Annotated in this window: 20 protein-coding genes; 9 read left to right on the forward strand and 11 right to left on the reverse strand. The window is 53.2% G+C overall.

The genetic code is table 11. The features are described from left to right. The first annotated feature begins 36 nt into the window (after positions 1-36). Positions 37-588 carry a YcbK family protein gene (locus ACT9TW_RS13010; protein ID WP_182060248.1) on the forward strand — a complete coding sequence of 184 codons (552 nt, stop codon included), beginning with the start codon at positions 37-39 and terminating at the stop codon, positions 586-588. 20 nt (positions 589-608) lie between these two features. Continuing rightward, complete coding sequence (locus ACT9TW_RS13015; protein ID WP_257272496.1) at positions 609-1,256, forward strand: MBL fold metallo-hydrolase; 648 nt, start codon at positions 609-611, stop codon at positions 1,254-1,256. A 79-nt stretch (positions 1,257-1,335) separates the two neighbouring features. Here the strand turns inward: ACT9TW_RS13015 and ACT9TW_RS13020 are convergent, their stop codons facing one another. The 4 genes from ACT9TW_RS13020 to ACT9TW_RS13035 all read right to left on the reverse strand — a co-directional run bounded on the left by ACT9TW_RS13020 (position 1,336) and on the right by ACT9TW_RS13035 (position 6,448). Continuing rightward, entirely contained in the window at positions 1,336-2,526 is a 1,191-nt protein-coding gene (locus tag ACT9TW_RS13020; RefSeq protein ID WP_446492597.1) for an amino acid aminotransferase, read from the reverse strand. Positions 2,527-2,710: 184 nt separating this feature from the next. Further along, positions 2,711-3,799, reverse strand: a complete 1,089-nt coding sequence (locus tag ACT9TW_RS13025) for a porin (protein WP_310649358.1) — start codon at positions 3,797-3,799, stop codon at positions 2,711-2,713. A gap of 607 nt (positions 3,800-4,406) precedes the next feature. Next, positions 4,407-5,807, reverse strand: a complete 1,401-nt coding sequence (asnS, locus tag ACT9TW_RS13030) for an asparagine--tRNA ligase (protein WP_436353430.1) — start codon at positions 5,805-5,807, stop codon at positions 4,407-4,409. Positions 5,808-5,986: 179 nt separating this feature from the next. Next, a complete protein-coding gene (locus ACT9TW_RS13035; RefSeq protein WP_446492598.1) occupies positions 5,987-6,448 on the reverse strand; it encodes an Lrp/AsnC family transcriptional regulator in 462 nt (153 codons plus the stop codon). A gap of 307 nt (positions 6,449-6,755) precedes the next feature. Here ACT9TW_RS13035 and dpaL point away from each other — a divergent pair, with 307 nt between their 5' ends. From dpaL to ACT9TW_RS13055, 4 genes are all read left to right on the forward strand, one after another. Beyond that, positions 6,756-7,970 carry a diaminopropionate ammonia-lyase gene (gene dpaL / locus ACT9TW_RS13040; protein ID WP_446492599.1) on the forward strand — a complete coding sequence of 405 codons (1,215 nt, stop codon included), beginning with the start codon at positions 6,756-6,758 and terminating at the stop codon, positions 7,968-7,970. A gap of 117 nt (positions 7,971-8,087) precedes the next feature. Then, complete coding sequence (locus ACT9TW_RS13045; RefSeq protein WP_446492600.1) at positions 8,088-9,377, forward strand: amino acid permease; 1,290 nt, start codon at positions 8,088-8,090, stop codon at positions 9,375-9,377. Positions 9,378-9,401: 24 nt separating this feature from the next. After that, a complete protein-coding gene (locus ACT9TW_RS13050) occupies positions 9,402-10,640 on the forward strand; it encodes a Zn-dependent hydrolase (protein WP_446492601.1) in 1,239 nt (412 codons plus the stop codon). Between the two features lie 18 nt (positions 10,641-10,658). After that, on the forward strand, positions 10,659-11,822 hold the full coding sequence (locus ACT9TW_RS13055) for a M20 aminoacylase family protein (protein WP_446492602.1): 1,164 nt from the start codon (positions 10,659-10,661) through the stop codon (positions 11,820-11,822). 51 nt (positions 11,823-11,873) lie between these two features. Here ACT9TW_RS13055 and pncB read toward each other — a convergent pair whose 3' ends face one another. Next, complete coding sequence (gene pncB / locus ACT9TW_RS13060) at positions 11,874-13,076, reverse strand: nicotinate phosphoribosyltransferase (protein WP_446492603.1); 1,203 nt, start codon at positions 13,074-13,076, stop codon at positions 11,874-11,876. Between the two features lie 264 nt (positions 13,077-13,340). Here pncB and pepN point away from each other — a divergent pair, with 264 nt between their 5' ends. Continuing rightward, complete coding sequence (gene pepN, locus ACT9TW_RS13065) at positions 13,341-15,953, forward strand: aminopeptidase N (RefSeq protein ID WP_446492604.1); 2,613 nt, start codon at positions 13,341-13,343, stop codon at positions 15,951-15,953. Between the two features lie 51 nt (positions 15,954-16,004). On the opposite strand, the gene ssuB is transcribed toward pepN, so the two are convergent. From ssuB to ssuE, 5 genes are read right to left on the reverse strand one after another with little or no spacing between them, the layout of a single operon-like run. Continuing rightward, positions 16,005-16,775 (reverse strand): aliphatic sulfonates ABC transporter ATP-binding protein, encoded by a 771-nt coding sequence (ssuB, locus tag ACT9TW_RS13070; protein WP_446492605.1) that lies wholly within the window; start codon positions 16,773-16,775, stop codon positions 16,005-16,007. After that, positions 16,772-17,563 (reverse strand): aliphatic sulfonate ABC transporter permease SsuC, encoded by a 792-nt coding sequence (gene ssuC, locus ACT9TW_RS13075; RefSeq protein WP_315688246.1) that lies wholly within the window; start codon positions 17,561-17,563, stop codon positions 16,772-16,774. The genes ssuB and ssuC overlap by 4 nt, the downstream gene beginning before the upstream one ends. 9 nt (positions 17,564-17,572) lie before the next feature. Next, positions 17,573-18,718 carry an FMNH2-dependent alkanesulfonate monooxygenase gene (ssuD, locus tag ACT9TW_RS13080; protein ID WP_446492606.1) on the reverse strand — a complete coding sequence of 382 codons (1,146 nt, stop codon included), beginning with the start codon at positions 18,716-18,718 and terminating at the stop codon, positions 17,573-17,575. Next, positions 18,715-19,677 (reverse strand): aliphatic sulfonate ABC transporter substrate-binding protein, encoded by a 963-nt coding sequence (locus ACT9TW_RS13085; RefSeq protein WP_446492607.1) that lies wholly within the window; start codon positions 19,675-19,677, stop codon positions 18,715-18,717. Before ACT9TW_RS13085 ends, ssuD begins: the two co-directional genes overlap by 4 nt. Next, positions 19,670-20,245 (reverse strand): NADPH-dependent FMN reductase, encoded by a 576-nt coding sequence (gene ssuE, locus ACT9TW_RS13090; protein ID WP_446492608.1) that lies wholly within the window; start codon positions 20,243-20,245, stop codon positions 19,670-19,672. The genes ACT9TW_RS13085 and ssuE overlap by 8 nt, the downstream gene beginning before the upstream one ends. Positions 20,246-20,493: 248 nt before the next feature. Here ssuE and pyrD point away from each other — a divergent pair, with 248 nt between their 5' ends. Both pyrD and zapC read left to right on the forward strand, forming a co-directional pair. Beyond that, on the forward strand, positions 20,494-21,504 hold the full coding sequence (gene pyrD, locus ACT9TW_RS13095) for a quinone-dependent dihydroorotate dehydrogenase (protein WP_182060329.1): 1,011 nt from the start codon (positions 20,494-20,496) through the stop codon (positions 21,502-21,504). A 166-nt stretch (positions 21,505-21,670) separates the two neighbouring features. Further along, positions 21,671-22,213, forward strand: a complete 543-nt coding sequence (gene zapC / locus ACT9TW_RS13100) for a cell division protein ZapC (RefSeq protein ID WP_182060330.1) — start codon at positions 21,671-21,673, stop codon at positions 22,211-22,213. Here zapC and ACT9TW_RS13105 read toward each other — a convergent pair. Then, on the reverse strand, positions 22,210-23,319 hold the full coding sequence (locus ACT9TW_RS13105) for a YcbX family protein (RefSeq protein WP_182060331.1): 1,110 nt from the start codon (positions 23,317-23,319) through the stop codon (positions 22,210-22,212). The two genes, zapC and ACT9TW_RS13105, sit on opposite strands and share 4 nt — an antisense overlap. Positions 23,320-23,337 lie beyond the last annotated feature (18 nt).

Consider the following 23,337-nt stretch of genomic DNA (forward strand, 5'->3'; position numbering starts at 1 on the left):
ATATACGATAAACATTGACCTGTAGACCTGATTATCATGGACAAATTTGACGCTAATCGCCGCAAACTGCTGGCGTTAGGTGGTGTTGCGCTTGGCGCAGCGGCCATCTTGCCTACGCCAGCATTTGCCACCCTCTCGACACCTCGTCCGCGTATTTTAACGCTCAACAATCTGCATACTGGTGAGTCGCTTAAAGCGGAATTTTTCGATGGCAGAGGCTATATTCAGGATGAATTAGCAAAACTAAACCATTTTTTCCGTGATTTCCGCGCGAATAAAATAAAAGCCATCGATCCTGGATTATTTGATCAGCTTTTCCGCCTCCAGGGCCTGCTCGGAACCAGCAAGCCTGTGCAACTCGTTTCCGGTTATCGCTCTCTTGATACCAACAATGAATTGCGCGCCCGTAGCCGTGGGGTAGCCAAAAAAAGCTATCACACTAAAGGACAGGCGATGGATTTTCATATTGAAGGCGTTTCGTTAGCCAATATTCGCAAAGCTGCGTTATCTATGCGTGCAGGTGGTGTAGGATATTACCCCAGCAGCAACTTTGTGCATATTGATACCGGGCCCGTTCGGCACTGGTAATAACGAAATACAGGAGCAGTATGAACTATCGTATTATTCCGGTTACCGCGTTCTCCCAGAACTGTTCATTAATCTGGTGTGAGCAAACCAAACTGGCCGCGCTTGTCGATCCCGGTGGTGACGCCGAGAAAATCAAGCAAGAAGTCGCAGCGTCGGGTGTGACGCTGATGCAGATTTTGCTGACCCATGGTCATCTTGATCATGTGGGGGCTGCGGCGGAGCTGGCGCAACACTACGGTGTGCCGGTGATTGGCCCGGAAAAAGAAGATGAGTTCTGGCTGCAAGGGTTACCTGCCCAAAGCCGCATGTTTGGCCTTGATGAGTGTCAACCTCTGACACCCGATCGCTGGCTAAACGAAGGGGAGAGCGTTACCGTAGGGAATGTGACTTTACAGGTGTTGCATTGTCCGGGGCATACGCCAGGTCATATCGTCTTCTTTGATGATAAATCGCGTTTGCTGATTTCCGGTGATGTGATTTTCAAAGGTGGCGTAGGACGCAGCGACTTCCCGCGCGGTGACCACGGTCAGCTGATTCAGTCGATTAAACAGAAATTATTGCCGCTGGGCGATGATGTGACGTTTATTCCTGGACATGGCCCGATGTCGACGCTGGGTTACGAGCGTATACACAACCCGTTCCTCCAGGATGAAATGCCTGTCTGGTAAGCCAGATTAAATAAAAAAAGCCTGCATGATGCAGGCTTTTTTATTGGTCGGGTGCGTGAAAACATCACCCGACGGATTGTTACAGCACAGCGACAATCGCTTCGCACAGCGGCGCCATGTTGTCTGGTGTCATGCCGGCAACGTTAACACGGCCTGAAGCCACCGCGTAAACGCCAAACTCTTCACGCAGACGCAGAACCTGTTCTTTGGTCAGGCCGCTGAAAGAGAACATGCCGTTCTGTTTGATAATAAAGCTGAAGTCGCGGTCAGCGCCTTTCTCAGCCAGGGTGTTCACAAACAGCAGACGCATACGCTGGATGCGCTGGCGCATATCGTTCAGCTCTTGTTCCCAGATTGCACGCAGGGCGTCGTTGCTCAGGATGGTCGCGACCACCGATGCACCGTGCGCTGGTGGGTTAGAGTAGTTAGCGCGGATCACAGACTTCATCTGGCTGAATGCGCGATCAACAGTTTGCTCATCAGCGGAAACCAGCGTACATGCACCTACACGCTCGTTGTACAGGCCGAAGTTCTTGGAGTAGGAGCTTGCAACAATCAGTTCCTGATGCACAGCAGCGAAGGCACGCAGGCCTTCAGCATCTTCTTCCAGACCACGGGCAAAGCCCTGGTATGCGAAGTCGAACAGCGGCAGCCAACCTTTTTCAACGGACAGTTTAGCCAGTTGTTCCCACTGTTCCAGCGTAGGATCGATACCCGTTGGGTTATGGCAGCAGCCGTGGAACAGCACCACGTCTCCAGCTTGCGCTTCGCTCAGGCTGGCCAGCAGGCCGTCGAAGTCGAGAGAGTGTTTTGCCGCGTCGTAGTAAGCGTATTCACACACTTCCAGACCCGCAGAGTTAAACACGCTTTTGTGGTTCGGCCAGCTTGGATTGCTAACCCACACACGTTTAACAGAGGTATTTTTTGCCAGGAAATCCGCCGCAACACGCAGCGCGCCAGTACCGCCAGGGGTCTGCGCAGTGCGGGCACGCTTATCGGTCACGATCGCGTTGCCTTTTCCGAACAGCAGTTCCTGAGTGCAACGACCAAATTCAGGGATACCATCAATACCGAGGTAGTTTTTGGTGGTTTCGTTTTCCAGCAGATACTGCTCAGCTTTTTTAACGCTGGTCAGTACCGGAGTCTTGCCGGTTTCATCTTTATATACACCAATACCCAGGTTGATTTTGCCAGGGCGGTCATCGGCACGAAACAGATCGGCCAGGCCCAGAATTGGGTCGGCAGGAGCGGCGGTAATGTTCTCAAACATGACGAAGTTCCATTGTGATTACAGGAGTGAAATCCGCTATCAGGTTAACGGTAGATTTACAAAATGCCAACCGTTTGCGACAAAAAGCGTGCGGCTTTTCAAAAGTCGCCATTATTTACTATCAGACATAAAAAAACAGGGCCGAAGCCCTGTTTCTTAAGCATAGAACAAAGTGGTGTACTGATTAGAACTGGTAGGTCACAGCCATTGCAACCTGGTCGTCTTTACCGTTCACGATACCAACGTTACGAGAGTAAGAGGTGTCGTCGATCAGGTTCAGCTGGTAGTCAACATAAACGTTGAAGTTTTTGTTGAAGTAGTAAGTTGCACCCAGTTCAACAAATTTCTGCAGGTCAGCATCGCCGCCATTGAAGGTGCCACGCTGAGACAGGTTTTTACCTTTAGACTGAACGTAAGACACGGAAGGACGCAGACCGAAGTCGAACTGGTACTGAGCGATCACTTCGAAGTTCTGAGTTTTGTTCGCGAATGAACCGTCAGCTTCACGAGTCATGTTGCGGGTTTCAGCATAGGTGGTTGCCAGGTAGATGTTGTTAGCATCGTATTTAGCACCAACAGCCCATGCTTCAGCTTTGTCGCCTTTGCCGTCAGCAGTCTGAAGGTTGGTACGGTCAGAGTTGCTGTATGCACCGATCAGACCGAAGCCTTCACCGAATTCGTAACCAACAGAGGTACCGAAGCCATCACCGTTAGCGGTTTTAACGTCAGTACGGTCGTTTTTACCCTGATACTGCAGGCCCAGGCTCAGACCATCAACCAGACCGAAGAAGTCGGTGTTGCGGTAGGTCAGAACGCCAGTAGTACGGCCAGTCATGAAGTTATCAGAGTAGTTAGCCCAGGTCATACCGGAGAAAGAAGGTGCCATATCGGTCAGACCTTCTACATCGTATACGATACCGTAGTTACGGCCGTAGTCGATAGAACCAGCATCACCTGCTTTCAGGCCAGCGAACGCCAGACGGGTACGCTGAGTCTGGTTGCTTTCTGCCTGGCTTGCCAGAGCACGGTATTCCCACTGACCGTAACCAGTCAGTTGGTCATTGATTTGAGTTTCGCCTTTGAAACCGATCTGTGCATAGGTGTTGTCGCTGCTGTCGGTGTTGTCACCAGAGGTAACGAAGTCATGCTCACCAACAACTTTCCCATACAGATCCAGTTTGTTGCCGTTTTTGTTATAGATTTCTGCAGCGTTAGCTGCACCGGCTACCAGCAGAGCAGGGATAACCACTGCCAGGATATTGCGCTTCATCATTATTTATTACCCTCATTGGTTTTTTTATGACACTCGCCACTGCCGTCAATAAATTCTGTCAATAAATATTTCCGGAACTATTGATGAGAGTTTGGTGTCTTTATGTATCTGACAGGCATCTTTCCATTCATAGAACCGTTTCGCTAGCCTGAAAATGCTACAATTCTAAAGATTGAGTAACAAAAAGAAATAATGTGTAAGAGTTTGTGTATTTTAAGGAACTTTGTGAACCACCTCAAATTTCAGAACTGATTGGCTAATTAAAAGCCTGGTTCATTCCTATGTATATGAATTGCTTATGCTTAATTTGGATAAAGGCAATTCATATAAACAGAAGTTAAACGACTCGTTTTTTCTTATGACCGCTATCAGCCTTCTGGATGGCTGTAAATGTGGTTGAAATTTGTGCTAAAGCATCAGAAATGCATTAAGCGCAATAAGAGTGTGGTTTATTTTTTGTTCACAGATATTTCGTGGAAACAAAACGTAACAGGTAGAGGTTATGACGGGGTTGTAGTTTAAAGATGCTGACTTTCAACTGACGAAAACTGACAAAGCAGAATAAAATAATGGCCAGCAATTGCTGGCCATTTTAATTAACGCGGAATTAGAAGCTTGCGTTACGCGGGGTACGCGGGAATGGAATCACGTCACGCACGTTCTGAACGCCGGTCACGTAAGCGATCAGACGCTCGAAGCCCAGACCGAAACCTGAGTGAGGCACGGTACCGTAACGACGCAGGTCGCGATACCAGCTGTAATCAGCCGGGTTCAGGCCCATCTCTTCCATACGGGCATCCAGCACGTCCAGACGCTCTTCACGCTGAGAGCCACCGATGATTTCACCGATGCCCGGTGCCAGCACGTCCATCGCAGCAACGGTTTTACCGTCTTCGTTAAGGCGCATGTAGAAGGCCTTAATGTCTTTCGGATAGTTTTTAACAACTACCGGTGCTTTGAAGTGCTTCTCTGCCAGGTAACGCTCATGCTCGGAAGAGAGATCGACGCCCCAGTAAACCGGGTTCTCGAACGTCTCGCCGCATTTTTCGAGGATGGCAACCGCGTCGGTGTAATCCACCTGCGCGAAGTCAGCCGAAACAAAACGCTCCAGACGGGCAACAGCGTCGTTATCCACACGCTCGGCGAAGAATTTCATGTCGTCAGCGCGTTCTTCCAGAACCGCTTTGAACACGTACTTCAGCATCGCTTCTGCCAGACCCGCAACATCGTTCAGGTCAGCAAACGCCACTTCTGGCTCCAGCATCCAGAATTCCGCCAGGTGACGGCTGGTGTTGGAGTTTTCCGCACGGAAGGTTGGGCCGAAGGTGTAGATCTTAGACAGCGCACAGGCGTAAGTTTCGCCGTTGAGCTGGCCGGACACCGTCAGGAAGGCCTCTTTGCCGAAGAAATCTTTGTCGTAATCGATTTTGCCTTCAGGCGTTCGTGGCAGGTTTTCCATATCCAGCGTGGATACGCGGAACATCTCGCCTGCGCCTTCGGTATCGGAGGCAGTAATCAGCGGGGTAGAGACCCAGAAGTAACCCTGCTCGTCAAAGAAACGATGGAGCGCTTGCGCCAGCGTATGACGAACACGAGCAACCGCACCAATCAGGTTGGTACGCGGACGCAGGTGCGCCACTTCACGCAGATACTCGATGCTGTGGCGTTTTGCCGCCATCGGATAAGTATCCGGGTCTTCAACCCAGCCGGTCACTTCAATGGCAGAGGCCTGGATTTCAAAGCTCTGGCCCTGACCCGGAGAGGCAACCACAACGCCTGTCACGATAACGGAGCAACCTGTGGTCAGGTGCAGGACGTCATCATTGTAATTGGGCAGAGAATTATTAATGACGGCCTGTACAGGATCAAAGCAGGAACCGTCATAGACGGCAAGGAAGGAGATGCCAGCTTTAGAATCTCGGCGAGTACGCACCCATCCGCGCACGGTGACTTCTTGGTCAACGGCGACGCGGCCCTGGAGTACGTCGGCTACAGGCACAACGCTCATAATATTCTCTCTGTTAATAGTCGGAAAAAATAGACACTTGTCCACCCTTATGGGGGGGATATCTATGTTACCTGGCATCTGCCATCAGACAAGCAGATTTCGCAGTCAAAAGAGAAGAAATCGGAAATAATTGTGTCGCGGGCCCGCCGCTTTCCTTTCATCCCAGCCTTTCACGCACATTACTCGATGACCACCGTCATTTCCTGCTTCGCATTTTGCATCGATACGATGGTGCGAAAGGACTTTATATTCCCGGATGCGAAAAACAGTTCCCGGGTCAGGGCCTCATACTCCGCCATATCGCGGACGTTCATCACCAACAGGAAATCGAAATCCCCGGTAACGTAGTAGACCTGCTGTACCTGAGCACAGCTAACAAACCGTTGCTTGTCTTCCTCCAGCAGGTCGAGTCGTTCATTCTCAATGGTGACCTGAACCATGATGGTGATCGGACGGCCTACCTTACTGGCGTCGACCACACTGACCGTATTTTTAATGATGCCGGCCTCTTCCAGCGCCGCTATCCGCCGATTGACCGCCGAAGGTGACAGGCTGACACGATCGGCGATTTCCCGTTGTGAAAGGCGATGATTACGCTGTACCAGCGTGAGGATTTTCTTATCCCAGGTGTCCAGTTTCATTCTATTTGCGGCCCTGAAAGCATGTGATCGGCCTCACTAATGCAATTTTGTTGCAACAAAATGGTAAATGAGGGTGAAAGTTGCGTATTGCCGGACAATTTTGCGCCATTTAATCGTCGGGCGCAGTGTACCATCTCAGGCAGTGGGAAAGCGTTAAATCGCTCCAGGAAGTCACCCCACCATTATCTGAACACGTTTATTCGACCATTTCTTAACTGGCCGCGCGGATCTCTGCGCCTGAAATTGGGTGGAGTGGGTCGTGGATTAATTCATCGTCTCAGGACGATAGGGATATAAAGGTGCATTTATGACGGACACGATTAAATATCAACTTAATGCCAGGCGCCAGCCCTACGGACAGGGCGCAGACCTCTCCTTGCTCAATGAGCGCACTGGCAATGAGGTGCTGGCATTTCATCAGAAATTCCCTGACTACCGGGTGACACCACTGCGTAAGCTGAGCTTTTTAAGCCAGCGGCTGGGACTGGGATCGCTGCATATTAAGGACGAAGCACAGCGATTTGGCCTGAATGCCTTCAAGGGGCTGGGCGGCTCTTATGCCATGGGGAAATATCTCGCCAGCCAGCTTGGGCGCGATATTAATACATTGAGCTTTGCCGACCTGAATTCACCGGAAATGAAAGCGCGCATCAAAGATATCGTGTTTGTGACGGCCACTGATGGCAATCACGGGCGCGGTGTGGCCTGGGCGGCGGAGCAGCTTGGGCTGCGGGCAGTGGTCTATATGCCGAAAGGATCATCGCTGGTGCGGGCACAGAATATTCGTCAACACGGCGCCGAGTGCACCATAACCGAACTGAACTATGACAATACCGTGCGGCTGGCCAATAAAATGGCCAAAGAGCAGGGCTGGGTATTGCTCCAGGATACCGCCTGGCAGGGCTACGAACAGATCCCAACCTGGATTATGCAAGGCTATATGACCCTCGCCGTTGAAGCCTGGGAGCAGTTGGCGCAGAGCGGAGCCTCACGACCGACGCATCTCTTTTTGCAGGCGGGTGTTGGATCTTTCGCGGGCAGCATCATGGGTTATTTTGTCGAAAAAATGCAGCACCTGGCGCCGACCATCGTCATTGTCGAACCGCATAAAGCGAACTGCCTGTACCGCTCGGCAACCATCAACGACGGGCAACCGCACAGTGTCGGCGGTGACATGTCGACCCTGATGGCCGGGCTTGCCTGCGGTGAACCCAACATCACCAGCTGGCCGATGCTACGTGACCATGCCACCTGTTTTATCTCCGCTGACGACCATCTTGCCGCCAACGGGATGCGTTTGCTGGCCGCGCCACGTCCGCGAACAGACGAACCCTTTATCTCTGGCGAGTCCGGGGCCATTGGTACGGGTGTGCTTTATGCGCTCATGACCCGGCCTGAATACCGTGAGCTGGCCGAATCACTGCGCCTGAATGCGGATGCCCATGTCCTGCTTATCAGCACCGAAGGAGACACATCCCCGGATGTCTATGAAGACATCGTCTGGTTTGGTCGTAATGGCTAACCGCTAACGGCAATAACAAGAGGGCAATCTTACCTACCCTACACGCCCTCGGTATGACACGCGTTCTGACAATAAAACATACGCGATAACGCGAAATGCAAAGAGAGAACATGACCGATGAATACTGAAAATGCTGTTACAGAAAGAGAATATTGCGACGCCGAAAAATGGCATAACGAAGATACCGTATGGGTTCTGGGCCTGTTCGGGACGGCCATTGGTGCCGGCGTGCTGTTTCTGCCAATTAATGCCGGGATCGGCGGTTTTTGGCCACTGCTTATCGTTTTTGCCCTCGCGTTTCCGATTACCTGGCTTGCTCACCGTGGGCTGGCGCGATTCATTTATGCGTCAAACACGCCCGAAAGCAGCATTACCGATGTTATTGGAGAGCAATTCGGCGCGCTGGCGGGGAAGGTGTTTACCGTCATCTATTTCTTCGCCGTGTATACCATTTTGATTATGTATGCGGTGGCGCTTACCAATACGGCACTGAGCTTTATCACTCACCAGCTCGGGATGGCGGAACCCCCGCGGGCGCTTGTGTCCATTGTGCTTATTCTCGGGCTGATGTTGATTGTTCGAATGGGACAGCGGCTGATCATGCGGGTGATGAGCACCCTGGTTTATCCTTTTATTATCTCGCTGATATTTATGGCGCTGTTTTTGATACCGCACTGGAACGGCGCGATCCTGGACACCGTTAGCCTAAGCGCTATGGGGGAGGGCCATGGCATTTTACTGACGCTGTGGATGACCTTCCCGGTGCTGGTGATGTCGTTCAATCACTACCCGATTATTTCGCCGATGGTTGTACGCCAGAAACAGCGCTACGGCCTGGCGCTTGCAGAGCGGAAATGCGGTCAGATCCAGCGTTACGGCGTGCTGTTGATGACGGTAGTCGTGTTGTTTTTCGTTCTGAGCTGTGTGCTAAGCCTGTCACCTCAGCAACTGGCAGAGGCCAGGGCGCAGAATCTCTCTATTCTGTCATATCTCGCCAATCAGTTTGATACGCCCGTTATCGCCTGGCTCTCGCCGGTTATCGCTTTTGTCGCCATTACCAAATCCTTTCTGGGGCACTACATCGGTGCCTATGAGTCGCTGCGAGATGTGATCGTTGAGGCGGCGGCCACGAAAGGTAAAAAGCCAGATATCCGCTCGGTGAACACCGTTGTCCTGATTTTTATGATCCTGACATGCTGGTTCGCCGCCTATAAAAACCCAAGCATCCTCGGAATTATTGAGTGCATTAGCGGCCCGACGGGGGCAGCGATCCTGCTGCTGTTGCCGATGTACGCAATCCATAAATTACCGGTGCTGGCTCCGTATCGCGGAAAAGCCAGCAACATCTTTATCACCCTGATTGGGCTGATTACCGTATCTGCCATTTTTTACGGCATGTTCAAGTAACCACAATGAATAGCGAGATGTTTTATGAGTCATTATCTGCACATTAACGGCCAGCGGCTTATCGATTCTCTGTTCGCACTCGGCGAATGCGGCGCGCTGGAAGGCGGTGGCGTCTGCCGCCTTGCGGCAACGCCAGAAGATAAAGTCGGCAGGGACTTTGTTGTGTCCAGAATGAAAGCCCTGGGCCTGGCGGTCAGTATTGATGCTATCGGTAACGTCACAGGTATCTATGCCGGGGAAGAGGAATTACCGGTGGTGATGATGGGGTCGCACATTGATACCGTCGGCACTGGCGGACTATACGACGGAAACTATGGCGTGATGGCCGGGCTGGAAGTGATTGCCACGCTTCAGGAGGCTGGGATCCGCCCCCGGCGTCCGCTGGCCGTCACCTTCTTTACTAATGAGGAAGGTGTGCGCTTCCAGCCCGATATGATGGGCAGCGTTGTTTTTGCAGGTGAGTATCCTCTTGAGCAGGCCCTGGCGGCCAAAGACCGCGATGGCGTGACGCTTGACGAGGCATTACGTGAAATTGGCTATAAAGGTGAACGTGAGCCTGGCGATCTGTCGGTAGATAGCTACGTGGAACTGCATATTGAGCAGGGACCTATCCTTGATAAGGAGGGCATTCATATTGGTGTGGTCACCGGTGTGCAGGGGATTTCGTGGCAGGAACTGACGCTGACCGGTGTGTCTAATCACGCGGGCACCACACCGATGTCCATGCGTCGTGATGCCGGACTGGCAGCAGCGAAAATCGCCGTTTATGCCCGCGAACTGGCACTGAGCCTCGGTGGCGATCAGGTTTCAACCGTAGGGCACATCAGTGTCAAACCCAATCTGATTAACGTCATCCCTAACCATGTGGTGATGTCAGTGGATTTACGCAATACGGATAACAACATCTTAGCGTTGGCGGAAAAACGGCTCGCCGAGTTTGTCGCGAAAACGGCGCAAGAAGAGGGCGTTGCGATAACCAGCCGTTCGCTGGTGCGGTTTAATCCGGTCATTTTTGCTGATGAAATTGTGAATGCCGTGGAAGGCGAGGCCAGACGCCAGGCGCTGAGCTGGCGCCGCCTGCCGAGCGGCGCAGGGCACGATGCACAGTTTATGGCCTCCGTTTGCCCCTCCGGGATGATTTTCGTCCCCTGCGTTGACGGCATCAGCCATAACGTTAAAGAACACAGTGAAGCTAAAGACCTGATCGCTGGCGCGAACGTGCTGCTACAGGTGGTATTACAACGCGCACAGCGCACGGCATAACCTTTACAGGAGTAATGTATGGATCAGGAACAGCTAAAACAGCAGCTCATTGCATGGCGTCATCATCTCCATGCCAACCCGGAAAGCGCCTTTGAAGAGGTAAAAACCGCGCAGTTTATCGCCGAAAAACTCGAGGCGATGGGGATTGAGGTCCATCGCAATATTGGCCGGACCGGGTTGGTGGGTGTGCTCAGATGCGGTGACGGTCAGGGCGTCATCGCGATCCGTGCTGACATCGACGCCATTCAACTGACGGAGCAGGGCGAGCTGTCTTATCGTTCTGACACCGCTGAGCGGATGCATGGTTGCGGACATGACGGCCATACCTGTATTGCGCTGGGTGCGGCGCAATTGCTGCTACAGCGGCAGAATTTTAACGGTACTGTCTGCTTTGTTTTCCAGCCTGCCGAAGAGCCTGGCTATGGTGCGAAGGCAATGATGGATGATGGCCTCATTGAGCGCTTTGGCATTGAGGAGATCTACGGCCTTCATAATATGCCGGGTATGAAAGCCGGTACCATCGCCACACGGGTGGACGGCATTATGGCCAGCGAAGACAACTTTATTATTCGCATTAAGGGGCAGGGCGCACATGCTGCCCGGCCGCATATGGCGAAAGATCCGCTGGTGATTGCCGCGGAGATCATTCTGGCGCTGCAAACCATTGTTTCGCGTAATGTTGACCCGAACGTCCCGGCCGTTATCTCGTGTACAGAGCTGCATACCGACGGTATTCGTAATGCGATCCCGACTCATGTTGAAATCAAGGGCGATACGCGCAGTTATTCAGCAGACGTACAGGCTCTGCTGGAAGAGCGGATGCGCACCCTCAGTGAAGCCATTTGTGCAATGAATGGTGCGCAATGCGAGTTTAGCTACACCCATGAATTTGCGCCGACGGTGAACTGGCAGCAATGTGTGGATGTGGCTGTGAATGCGGCGGTAAACGTTGTGGGCGCAGAGCGTGTTGAGGGTAATGTTGCGCAGATGATGATCTCAGAGGATTTTGGCGCTTTCCTGCAAAAAATCCCCGGTTGCTTTATTTTTTTAGGAAACGGCGATGCATCGGATCCACGGGGAAATATGCCGCTTCACAATGCCTGCTATGACTTCAATGACGAGATTTTACTCACTGGCGCGGAATATTTTGCCGAAGTTATCAGAACCCGGTTGCCGCAGTAAGTAAAAGAGGAATAAAAAAAGCGCCTGTAATGGGCGCTTTTTTTTGAGGAATCAACTGGCCTTTTTAATCACGGGTAGGTCGAAGGCCTCACGCAACGCACGCACAAATGCCTTGTCGTGACAGATGGTTTTGCCCGGGCTGTCGGAGAGTTTCGCTACCGGCTTGCCGTTACATTCCACCAGTTTAATGACAATGTTCAGAGGTTTCACCTGGGGAATGTCACAGGTTAAACGGGTGCCAATACCGAAGCTCAGGTTAACCCTGGAAGAAAAATGACGATAAAGCTCGACCGCTTTGGCTAAATCCAGATTATCGGAAAAGACCAATACCTTGCTCATCGGGTCGATACCCAGTTTTTCGTAATGGGCAATGGCCTTCTCACCCCATTCCACCGGATCCCCGGAATCATGGCGTAAGCCCTGGTAGCGCGTAGCAAATTCTGGCCCAAAATCGCGCAGGAAGGCATCCATCGTAATGCAGTCGGTCAACGCGATCCCCAGCTGGTCTGGATACTCTTCCAGCCATGCCGCCAGTGCAGCACGCTGGCTGGTAGCCAGGTCCGGGCTAATCTGTTGATGTGCCTGGAACCATTCGTGCGCCTGGGTACCCATCGGCGTCAGATTCAGGCGGCGTGCCAGATCGTAATTACTGGTGCCAACGAACCAGGACTCCTGTTGCAAACGCTTAACGATGGCCTGCTGCACTTCGCGGGAGAAACGACGGCGCGTACCAAAATCCATCAGGCGGAAGCGGGACATATCCAGCCCTTCAGTCAGCTGCGAGAACTCAACGAGTTTGTTTTCCAGCGACGCGACGGCCTGTTCAACGCCTGTTTCGGGCGAGCGGTAGCGGTGGGCGAGCTCACTGATCACTGCCAGCAGCGGCACTTCCCACATAATCACTTCACGCCATGGGCCTTCCAGGCGGATGTTCAGCTTACCGTTATCGTTGGTGACAGTCACCTGCGCCGGGTTATAGCGGAAATCACGCAGCCAGTTCAGATAGTCGGCTTTGAAGAAGGGGAGGCCAGAAAGCCACTGGTATTCATCGTCCCGCAGAGCCAGATGCTGCATAGCATCGACCTGTTCACGAATGGAATCTGCGTAGATACCCAGCAAGTCGTCGCCCCGGCAGCGAAACTCCGCCGCAACATGAACATCATAATAATGGTGGAAAACGGCTTGCTGCATATGCAGTTTATACGCATCGGTATCCAGCAACGTATGCAGAACAGGAGAAGCGAATTGAGTCATAGGTGCGCAGTAGCATCCTCTCACAGGAGCGTTTAGTACAATAAACAACTACAGAAACCGCTGGAGTATACCTTGTTTAGCGATTTATTGAACCCCGATCACAACATAAGCTGTAGTTATGGTCGAGGGCATTTCGTGCCCCGTGTTATAAAAATGTAGCAAAAAAGGGCTTTGCACCTGAAAAGATAAACATTCTGCATAGCGCGTTTTACACAACAGGAATATATTGAATCGTTACTCGACAAACGATGCATAAGGTTTTCTATGACACAACAGCCACAAGCCAAATACCGCCACGACTATCGTGCGCCGGATTACCTGATTAGCGATATCGATCTGACTTTTGACCTGGATGCCAATAAAACCGTGGTAACGGCGGTAAGCCAGGTCACGCGCCAAAGCGCGACCGCAGTACCGCTGCGTCTTGATGGTGAAGACCTGACGCTGGTATCCCTGCATATTAATGACGAAGCCTGGACTGACTATAAAGAAGAAGGCAACCAGTTGGTCATTAACAACCTGCCGGAACATTTTACGCTGCGCATCGTGAATGAGATCAGCCCTGCGGCCAATACCGCGCTGGAAGGGCTTTACCAGTCGGGCGTGGCGCTGTGTACGCAGTGCGAAGCGGAAGGTTTCCGTCACATCACCTGGTATCTGGACCGCCCGGACGTGCTGGCGCGCTTTACGACCAAAATTATCGCCGATAAAACCCTTTATCCGTTCCTGCTCTCTAACGGTAATCGCGTGGGTGAAGGCGAGCTGGAAAACGGCCGTCACTGGGTGCAGTGGCAGGATCCATTCCCGAAACCATGCTACCTGTTTGCGCTGGTCGCGGGGGATTTCGACGTCCTGCGCGATACCTTCAAAACCCGTTCTGGCCGCGATGTAGCGCTGGAGCTGTTTGTTGACCGTGGCAACCTTGACCGCGCGCCGTGGGCGATGACTTCGCTTATCAACTCGATGAAGTGGGACGAAGAGCGCTTTGGCCTCGAATACGATCTCGACATCTATATGATCGTTGCCGTCGACTTCTTTAATATGGGCGCGATGGAGAATAAAGGTCTGAATATCTTTAACTCCAAATACGTGCTGGCGCGTACCGATACCGCAACCGATAAAGATTATCTCGATATCGAACGCGTGATTGGTCATGAGTACTTCCACAACTGGACCGGTAACCGTGTCACCTGCCGCGACTGGTTCCAGTTGAGCCTGAAAGAGGGTTTAACTGTCTTCCGCGACCAGGAGTTCAGCTCTGACCTGGGTTCACGCGCGGTTAACCGCATCAACAACGTGCGCACCATGCGCGGCCTGCAATTTGCAGAAGATGCCAGCCCAATGGCACACCCGATCCGCCCGGATAAAGTGATTGAAATGAACAACTTCTACACCCTGACGGTGTATGAAAAAGGTTCTGAAATTATCCGTATGATCCACACCCTGCTGGGTGAAGATAACTTCCAGAAAGGGATGCAGCTCTACTTCGAACGCCACGACGGCAGCGCCGCTACCTGTGACGATTTTGTCCAGGCGATGGAAGATGCCTCTAACGTTGATCTGTCCCATTTCCGCCGCTGGTACAGCCAGGCCGGTACGCCGATTGTGACCGTCAAAGACGATTACAACCCGGAAACCGAACAGTACACGCTGACCATCAGCCAGCGCACGCCGCCAACGGCTGAGCAGGAAGAGAAACATCCGCTGCATATCCCGTTCAGCATTGAACTGTATGATAACGAAGGCAAAGTGATCCCATTGCAGAAGGGCGGGCACCCGGTGCATTCCGTACTGAATGTGACGCAGCCTGAGCAGACCTTTATCTTCGATAACGTCTACTTCCAGCCAGTTCCGGCGCTGCTGTGTGAATTCTCCGCGCCAGTGAAGCTGGAGTATAAATGGAGCGATCAGCAGCTGACGTTCCTGATGCGTCATGCACGCAACGACTTCTCCCGCTGGGATGCGGCGCAAAGCCTGCTGGCAACCTACATCAAGCTGAACGTGAACCGCCATCAGCAGGGCCAGCCGTTGTCGCTGCCGGTGCATGTGGCCGACGCCTTCCGCGCGGTTCTGCTGGATGAGAAAATTGACCCAGCGCTGGCTGCGGAAATTCTGACCTTACCATCGGCAGGTGAAATCGCTGAGCTGTTCGAGATTATCGATCCGATTGCGATCGTGGCCGTTCGTGAGGCGCTGACCCGTACCTTGGCCGCTGAGCTGGCAGACGAATTCCTGGCGGTCTATAACGCGAATAAACTGGCTGAATATCGTGTGGAACATGACGACATTGGCAAGCGTTCGCTGCGTAATACCTGCCTGCGTTACCTGGCCTTCGGTGAAGTCGAACTGGCGAACACCCTGGTGAGCAAACAGTATCATGAAGCTGACAACATGACTGATGCCCTGGCTGCCCTGGCGTCAAGCGTTGCCGCAGAACTGCCGTGCCGTGATGCGCTGATGCAGGAATACGACGACAAGTGGCATCAGGATGGTCTGGTGATGGACAAATGGTTCATCCTTCAGTCCACAAGCCCGGCGTCTGATGCACTGAACACCGTTCGCAGCCTGCTGAAACACCGCTCTTTCACCATGAGCAACCCGAACCGCGTCCGTTCGCTGATTGGTGCGTTCGCCAGCAGCAACCCGGCAGCCTTCCACGCCGAAGACGGCAGCGGTTATCAGTTCATGGTAGAGATGTTGACCGAGCTGAACAGCCGTAACCCGCAGGTGGCGTCACGTCTGATTGAGCCGCTGATCCGCCTGAAACGCTACGATGCGAAGCGCCAGGCGAAAATGCGCGCCGCGCTTGAGCAGCTGAAAGGGCTGGAAAATCTGTCTGGCGATCTGTACGAGAAGATTGCTAAGGCCTTGGCTTGATATAAAAGATAACCAGCCCTCTCCCGGTGGGAGAGGGCTGGGGTGAGGGCATCAGGCATTAGCCTTTCTTCGCGCTAACTCAGTTCCCCCACGCTTCATCACCCGTTCCAGTACTTCTGCTTCCAGCTCCGCCAGTCTTGCTGACCCCACGCGACGCGGTCGCGGAATATCCACCGTCAGATCCAGCCCAATTTTTCCCTCTTCTATCAGCAGCACACGGTCAGCCATTGCCACGGCTTCGCTGACGTCATGCGTCACCAGCAAGACCGTAAACCCGTGCTCCTGCCATAAAGAGACAATCAAATCCTGCATTTCGATACGGGTCAGGGCATCCAGTGCGCCGAGCGGTTCATCAAGCAGCAGCAGGCCGGGGCGGTGAATCAGTGCTCTGGCCAGCGCCACGCGCTGTTTCTGCCCACCTGACAAAGCCGCCGGCCACTCACCCGCGCGATTTTTCAGCCCAACGGCGGCCAGCGCCTGTCTTGCTTCATCCCGCCAGCTACCTTTCAGACCCAGCCCGACGTTGTCGATAACCGTTTTCCACGGCAGCAGACGCGCATCCTGGAACATCATGCGGGTATCATCCTGAATATCGGCAAGCGGGGTATTTCCGGCCAACAGCTTGCCGCCGTTGGGCGCTTCCAGCCCGGCTAACAGCCGCAGCAGCGTACTTTTCCCTCCGCCGCTGCGCCCCACAACCGCCACAAATTGCCCGGCGGGGATATGCAGATCCAGTGCGTTAAGAATTGTGTTTTCGCCGTAGCGTTTCGTCACACCGCTGAGCAACAGCGGTGTTCCCTGGTTCAGTCGGGCAGTATTCATGCGTTTGCCTCCTGAGTGTTATAGGCCGGATTCCAGCGCAACCAGCTACGTTCAAGCCACTGGGCGCTGACGTCGGCAAGCTTGCCGAGCAGGGCATAAAGAATGATGGCAACCACCACCACGTCTGTTTGCAGAAATTCACGGGCGTTCATCGCCAGATAACCGATACCAGAGTTGGCCGAGATGGTTTCCGCCACAATTAGCGTCAGCCACATCAGCCCGAGCGCAAAGCGCACGCCCACCATAATGGAGGGCAGGGCACCTGGAAGGATCACATGGATAAACAGGGCAAAACCGGATAAACCATAGCTGCGTGCCATCTCCACCAGCCCACGATCGATATTGCGGATACCGTGCCAGGTATTAATGTAAATCGGGAACAGCGTCCCCAGCGCGACAAGAAAAATCTTGGCGCTTTCATCAATGCCAAACCACAAAATAACCAGTGGGATCAAGGCCAGATGCGGCACGTTACGCAGCATCTGGATTGAGGTATCCAGCAAACGCTCGCCCCAGCGAGACAACCCGCTGATCAGCCCGAGCGTCAGGCCGATGCTCCCGCCAATCGAAAAGCCAATCACCGCACGCCAGGAGCTGATAGCCAGGTGTTGCCACAGTTCGCCACTCACGCTGAGTGACCAGAACGCTTCTACGACGCCCTCCGGGGAGGGCAAAATGCGGCTCGATAACCAGCCGGTTGTAGAGGCCAGTTGCCAGAGCGCCACAATGCCGACGGGCAAAAACCAGGGAGCGGCACGCAGCAGCCATTTTTGTGCAGTAACAGACATCGGCGCTCCTTAGCTTTGCGCAGCTTTTCGCGGAATAAACTCATTGGCGACCGCTTCGCCCTGAAGCTGGAGCGGGCGAGGCTGCGGAATTTCCGGGATGGCGACATCCAGATGCGGGAATAACAACTCGCCCACTTTGTATGCCTCTTCCAGATGCGGATAACCGGAGAGAATAAAGCTGTCGATACCCAGTTCAGCATACTCATTGATGCGTGCCGCGACGGTCGGGCCATCGCCTACCAGCGCGGTACCTGCGCCGCCGCGAACCAGGCCCACTCCCGCCCACAGATTGGGGCTAATCTCCAGATTTTCGCGCTTGCCGTTATGCAAAGATGCCATCCGGTGCTGGCCCACGGAATCCGTTTTGGCGAAGGCAGCCTGCGCTCTGGCGATGGTGTCCTCATCCAGATGCGAGATCAGCCGGTCGGCTGCCCGCCAGGCTTCTGCATTCGTTTCGCGCACAATTACGTGCAGGCGAATACCAAAACGCACTTTGCGACCATGCGCCGCCGCTTTGGCGCGCACCTGAGCTATTTTTTCTTTAACCAGCTCTGGTGGCTCGCCCCAGGTCAGATAGAGATCGACCTGTTCGGCGGCCAGATCCTGCGCGACATCGGAAGAACCGCCAAAATAGAGCGGTGGGCGCGGCTGCTGCACCGGCGGGAAATAGAGTTTCGCATCCCGAACGTGAACATGTTTGCCGTCATAGGTGACGGTATCCCCTTCCAGCAGGCGTCGCCATACGTGGGTAAATTCCGCCGAGGCTTCATAACGTTCAGTGTGATCCAGAAAAACGCCATCACCCGCCAGCTCCTGCGGATCGCTTCCGGTCACCAGGTTAAACAGGGCGCGCCCATTGGAAAGTCTGTCCAGCGTGGCGGCCTGACGTGCTGCCACGGTAGGGGAGACCACGCTCGGGCGCAGCGCGACCAGGAATTTCAAACGCTGAGTCACTGGGATCATCGACGCGGCCACCAGCCAGGCATCTTCACAGGAACGCCCGGTAGGGATCAGCACACCGGTAAAACCGATACGATCTGCTGCCTGGGCTATCTGCTGCAAATAGCCGTGATCGACCGGGCGGGAACCCTCTTCTGTACCAAGATAGTGTCCATCACCATGGGTGGGTAAAAACCAGAAAAGATTCAGACTCATGATTTCGTTCCTTGTGTAGCAGTGGGTTGCCAGATGCGATCGCGTATATTCACCTGTTTTGGAGCAAGGTGGTTTTGATAAAAGAGATCGGCGGTTTGTTGCTGAAGCGCTGCCACGTGTGCGTCGACAGGCTTAATGGTGGTGGGTGGACGGTGATCCAGGTAGCTGGCAATAACCGGTTCAGGCAATCCCATGGTTTTGGCCAGCAACGTGATACTTTCCTGGCGCTGGCTTTGCGTCAGTGCATCCGCCTGGGTAAAGGTGTCGAGAACACCCTGAACAAAAGCACCGTTCTTTTCCGCATATGGACGCGCGGCAAGATAGAACGATCCGGTCTGTTTCAGCGTGCTGCCGTCTTTAAGCACCCGCACGCCACCCTGAAGTAACGCCGCAGAATAATACGGATCCCAGATTGCCCATGCATCAACGTTGCCCTGCTGGAACGCCGCGCGGGCATCGGCAGGAGTCAGATAAACCGGTTGAATGTCGGTGAATTTAAGCCCGGCCTCCTGCAATGCGCGTAGCAGCAGGTTATGCGAGCTGGAACCTTTCTGGAACGCCACTTTGTGACCTTTAAGTTCAGCAACGTTCTTAATGGCGCTATTTTCTGGTACCAGAATCACTTCCGCTTTCGGCTTGGGCGGCTCTACACCGACATACACCAGGTCCGCACCGGCAGCCTGCGCGAAAATAGGCGGAATATCGCCGGTACTGCCCAGATCGATACTGCCCACGTTAAGGGCTTCCAGCATCTGTGGCCCGGCCGGGAATTCCACCCAGGAGAAGGTTGTGTTCGGGAAGCGTTTTTCCAGCAACTGATGACTTTTCGCCAGCACCATACTGACGCTGCCTTTCTGATAACCAATGCGCAGACTCTCCGGCGCAGTTTCCGCCGAGTGAGCCAGTGCAGAGAGGGTCAGCAACCCAGCCAGTCCTATGCGGGTTAAGTGTTTAAACATGAGCAACTCCTTGCGGCAGGCTAAATGCAGGTACCTGTACATCGCGGCGGTGCAGGGCCTGCCAGAAGGTTTCCAGCGCGCTGTCCAGGCGGGTTTGCAGATTCGGCGTGAAGTGCGGTTTGTGCTGATAGTCGATAACCTGAGAATCATCAGCAAAGACGCCGTGCAGGATCTCCTGTGCTTTTAACGCACTCAGTACCGGTTTCAGGGCGTAATCAACCGCCAGCAAATGTGCAACCGTACCGCCTGTCGCCAGTGGTAGCACCACTTTGCCGTCCAGCGCGCGTTCTGGCAGCAGGTCGAGTAACGTTTTCAGGGCGCCAGAAAAAGAGGCTTTATATATTGGCGTTGCCACAATTAAACCGTCTGCGCCTTTGAGCTGTTCGATCAGAGTTTTGAGCGCCGGGCTGTCAAAGCGGGCATAAAGCAGGTCTTCCGGGGCGAAGTTGTGCAGATTCCAGTGGCACACTTCGATATCCAGGCTATTCAACTTTTCGCGGGCATATTCCAGTAGCGCACTGGAGCGCGAAGGGAAACGTGGACTTCCTGCCAGGGTAATGACACGCATGTTTGCTCCTTGTAACTAATTGTTTGCTTTTATCTAACATTCATAACAATTTTCAGGAGTGTGACACCGAGGGGTTATTCCACTAAATGATTTATCCGCAATTTAAATGCCATAAACTGCATAAGAAGTGTGCTGCGAGGGAAACGATTGCGTTTTGCGCGTTTTTTTTGCCGCAGGTCAATTCCCTTTCCGGGCAGGATCGCACATAATCCCCTCCCGGTTTGCACACCGGGAATCCAGGAGAGTTCATGTACTACCCCTTCGTTCGTAAAGCCCTTTTCCAGCTCGATCCTGAGCGCGCTCATGAATTTACATTCCAGCAATTACGCCGTATTACCGGTACGCCACTGGAAGCACTGGTGCGTCAGAACGTGCCGGAAAAACCTGTGCAGTGCATGGGACTGACCTTCAAGAACCCACTGGGCCTGGCGGCCGGGCTGGACAAAAATGGCGAGTGTATTGATGCCCTCGGTGCGATGGGGTTTGGCTCCATTGAAATCGGGACGGTGACGCCGCGCCCACAGCCGGGTAACGATAAACCGCGCCTGTTCCGCCTGGTCGCTGCCGAGGGGCTGATCAACCGTATGGGCTTTAATAACCTTGGTGTTGATCATCTGGTCGAGAACGTCAAAAAATCGCATTTTGACGGTGTATTAGGCATCAATATTGGCAAAAATAAAGATACGCCAGTTGAGCAAGGTAAAGATGACTATCTGATTTGTATGGAAAAAGTCTATGCCTACGCCGGTTATATCGCGGTGAACATTTCTTCACCAAATACCCCGGGGCTGCGTTCTTTACAATATGGCGAAGCGCTTGACGACCTGCTTAGTGCCATTAAAAATAAGCAAAATGAGTTGCAGGCGATCCACCATAAATATGTGCCAGTCGCGGTTAAGATCGCCCCGGATCTTTCTCCCGAAGAATTGATCCAGGTTGCTGACAGTTTAGTTCGCCATAATATTGATGGTGTGATTGCAACCAATACTACGCTCGATCGTTCTCTGGTTCAGGGAATGAAAAACTGTGACGAGGCCGGTGGCTTAAGTGGCCGTCCGGTACAATTAAAAAGCACCGAAATTATTCGTGCCTTGTCAGCCGAATTAAACGGACGTCTGCCAATTATTGGTGTGGGTGGTATCGACTCTGTCATCGCAGCGCGCGAGAAGATAGCGGCAGGTGCGACTATCGTGCAAATTTATTCCGGCTTTATTTTTAAAGGCCCACAGTTGATTAAAGAAATCGTTACTCACATCTAATCTTTTCTCCCTTATCAGACAACCAGGGCTTTATTTCCAGCCCTGGTTGTTTTATATTCCGTCATTGTTGCTTATTTAAACATTATGGTCTTTTATTATTGATGTTATAAACGAAGCCACAATCAGGACATTTTTAGAACAGGGCGTTTGGGGACGGGAGAGAAAAATGCGAATTAAACCTGACGATAACTGGCGCTGGTATTTTTGCGATGAGCATGACCGCATGATGCTCGATTTAGCCAATGGTATGTTGTTTCGCTCTCGTTTTGCCCGCCGAATGCTGACCCCTGATGCTTTCGCGCCGTCAGGTTTTTGCGTTGACGATGCCGCACTCTATTTCTCGTTTGAAGAGAAATGCCGCGACCTGGAACTCTCTAAAGAGCAGCGCGCTGAGCTGGTATTAAACGCGCTGGTCGCAATCCGTTTTCTGAAACCGCAGATGCCAAAAAGCTGGCATTTTCAGGCGCATGGCATGAGCTGGGAGCCAGTCACCGGGGACGCCGCCAGCGTCAATCTTAGCGATACCGCCGAAGAGGTGAGTTTGCTGGTGGTAGAGCCTGGCGAAAATGCCGCGCTCTGTTTACTGGCGCAACCCGGCGTGACAATCGCCGGGCGGATGATGCAACTAGGTGACGCAATCAAAGTGATGAACGACAGGCTGAAACCCCAACTGCGTGTTGATACCTTCAGCCTCGAGCAGGCCGTTTAAGCTTCCAGCTGTATCGACGTTTTCGGAATACAGCTGCAACACAAAATGGTGCCGTCATCCCCGATGGCCGATTTTTTCAGCGCACTCACTTCACCTTCTACCAGCCTGATGCGACAGCACCCGCAAATCCCGGCGCGGCACGAGTAGGGAACGCGTATTCCCGCTTGTTCCAGCTGTTCAAGTAAAACCTGCTGGTTGTTGCCCCGGATGACTTGCCCTTGCCACTGAATATCCACCACTGAAGTGGGTTCCATTTCGACATCAACAAACTCTTCTTCCTGGCCTGAGCCATACACTTTGGCCGGCCCGCGCGCGAGAATTTCTATCTCATCGCCCACGCGGATCACGCCGCTGGAGCGAGGGATTAAGTTCTGCCCGAAATCAACATCGCCATTATCCTGCGCGGTGCGGAACGACTGAAGGGTTTTCAGCGGCTCGCCGGAAGGGTGTTTTTGTCCTTTTTCCGGGCTAACGGTGGTAAAGATGCAGCGGCTACAGGGTTTCACTACATCAAAAATCACGCTCCCGATGCGGATCACTTTCCAGGTGTCTTCCTCCCAGGCCTCTGTACCAGTAACAACCAGATTCGGGCGGAACTGCTCCATCTGGACACTGGCTTTACAGCGGCTCTGCAAATCCCGAAGCGATGCTTCGTTGGTAAGCAAAAACGGGAAACCATCAGCGAAGGAAAGCGGGACGGCGTCATGGCGCTTGACCCTGCGCGTCAGCTCAGGCCCTACCCAACGCAGCTGCACATCACGTGCGAAGAAACCACTGAGCCAGCGGTTTATTTCATCCGGGGCGATACGCGCGGTAAAATGATTCCCCCACACTTCCGTTGGGGCATCAACAGGCGCAAAATCACTGAACCGGATGACGACGCTTGAGCCGTCTGGTGCGGTCAGGTGTAAACCGTCATGCAGAGGTGAAGGGGTAAAACGAACCATTTGCGGGAACTGGCGTGCAGTAATAAATGTACCGTCAGGCTCGGTGACCATAAAAATACGATCGAAGGCAAATCCGCTCATGTCGGCCAGCGCGTGAGAAACGCCGATGCCGCGCATCGATTTTACCGGATGAATAAAAAGCCTGGATAAAGTCGCCACTGCACACTCCCTGAAATG

Source organism: Enterobacter sp. C4G1 (assembly GCF_052886895.1).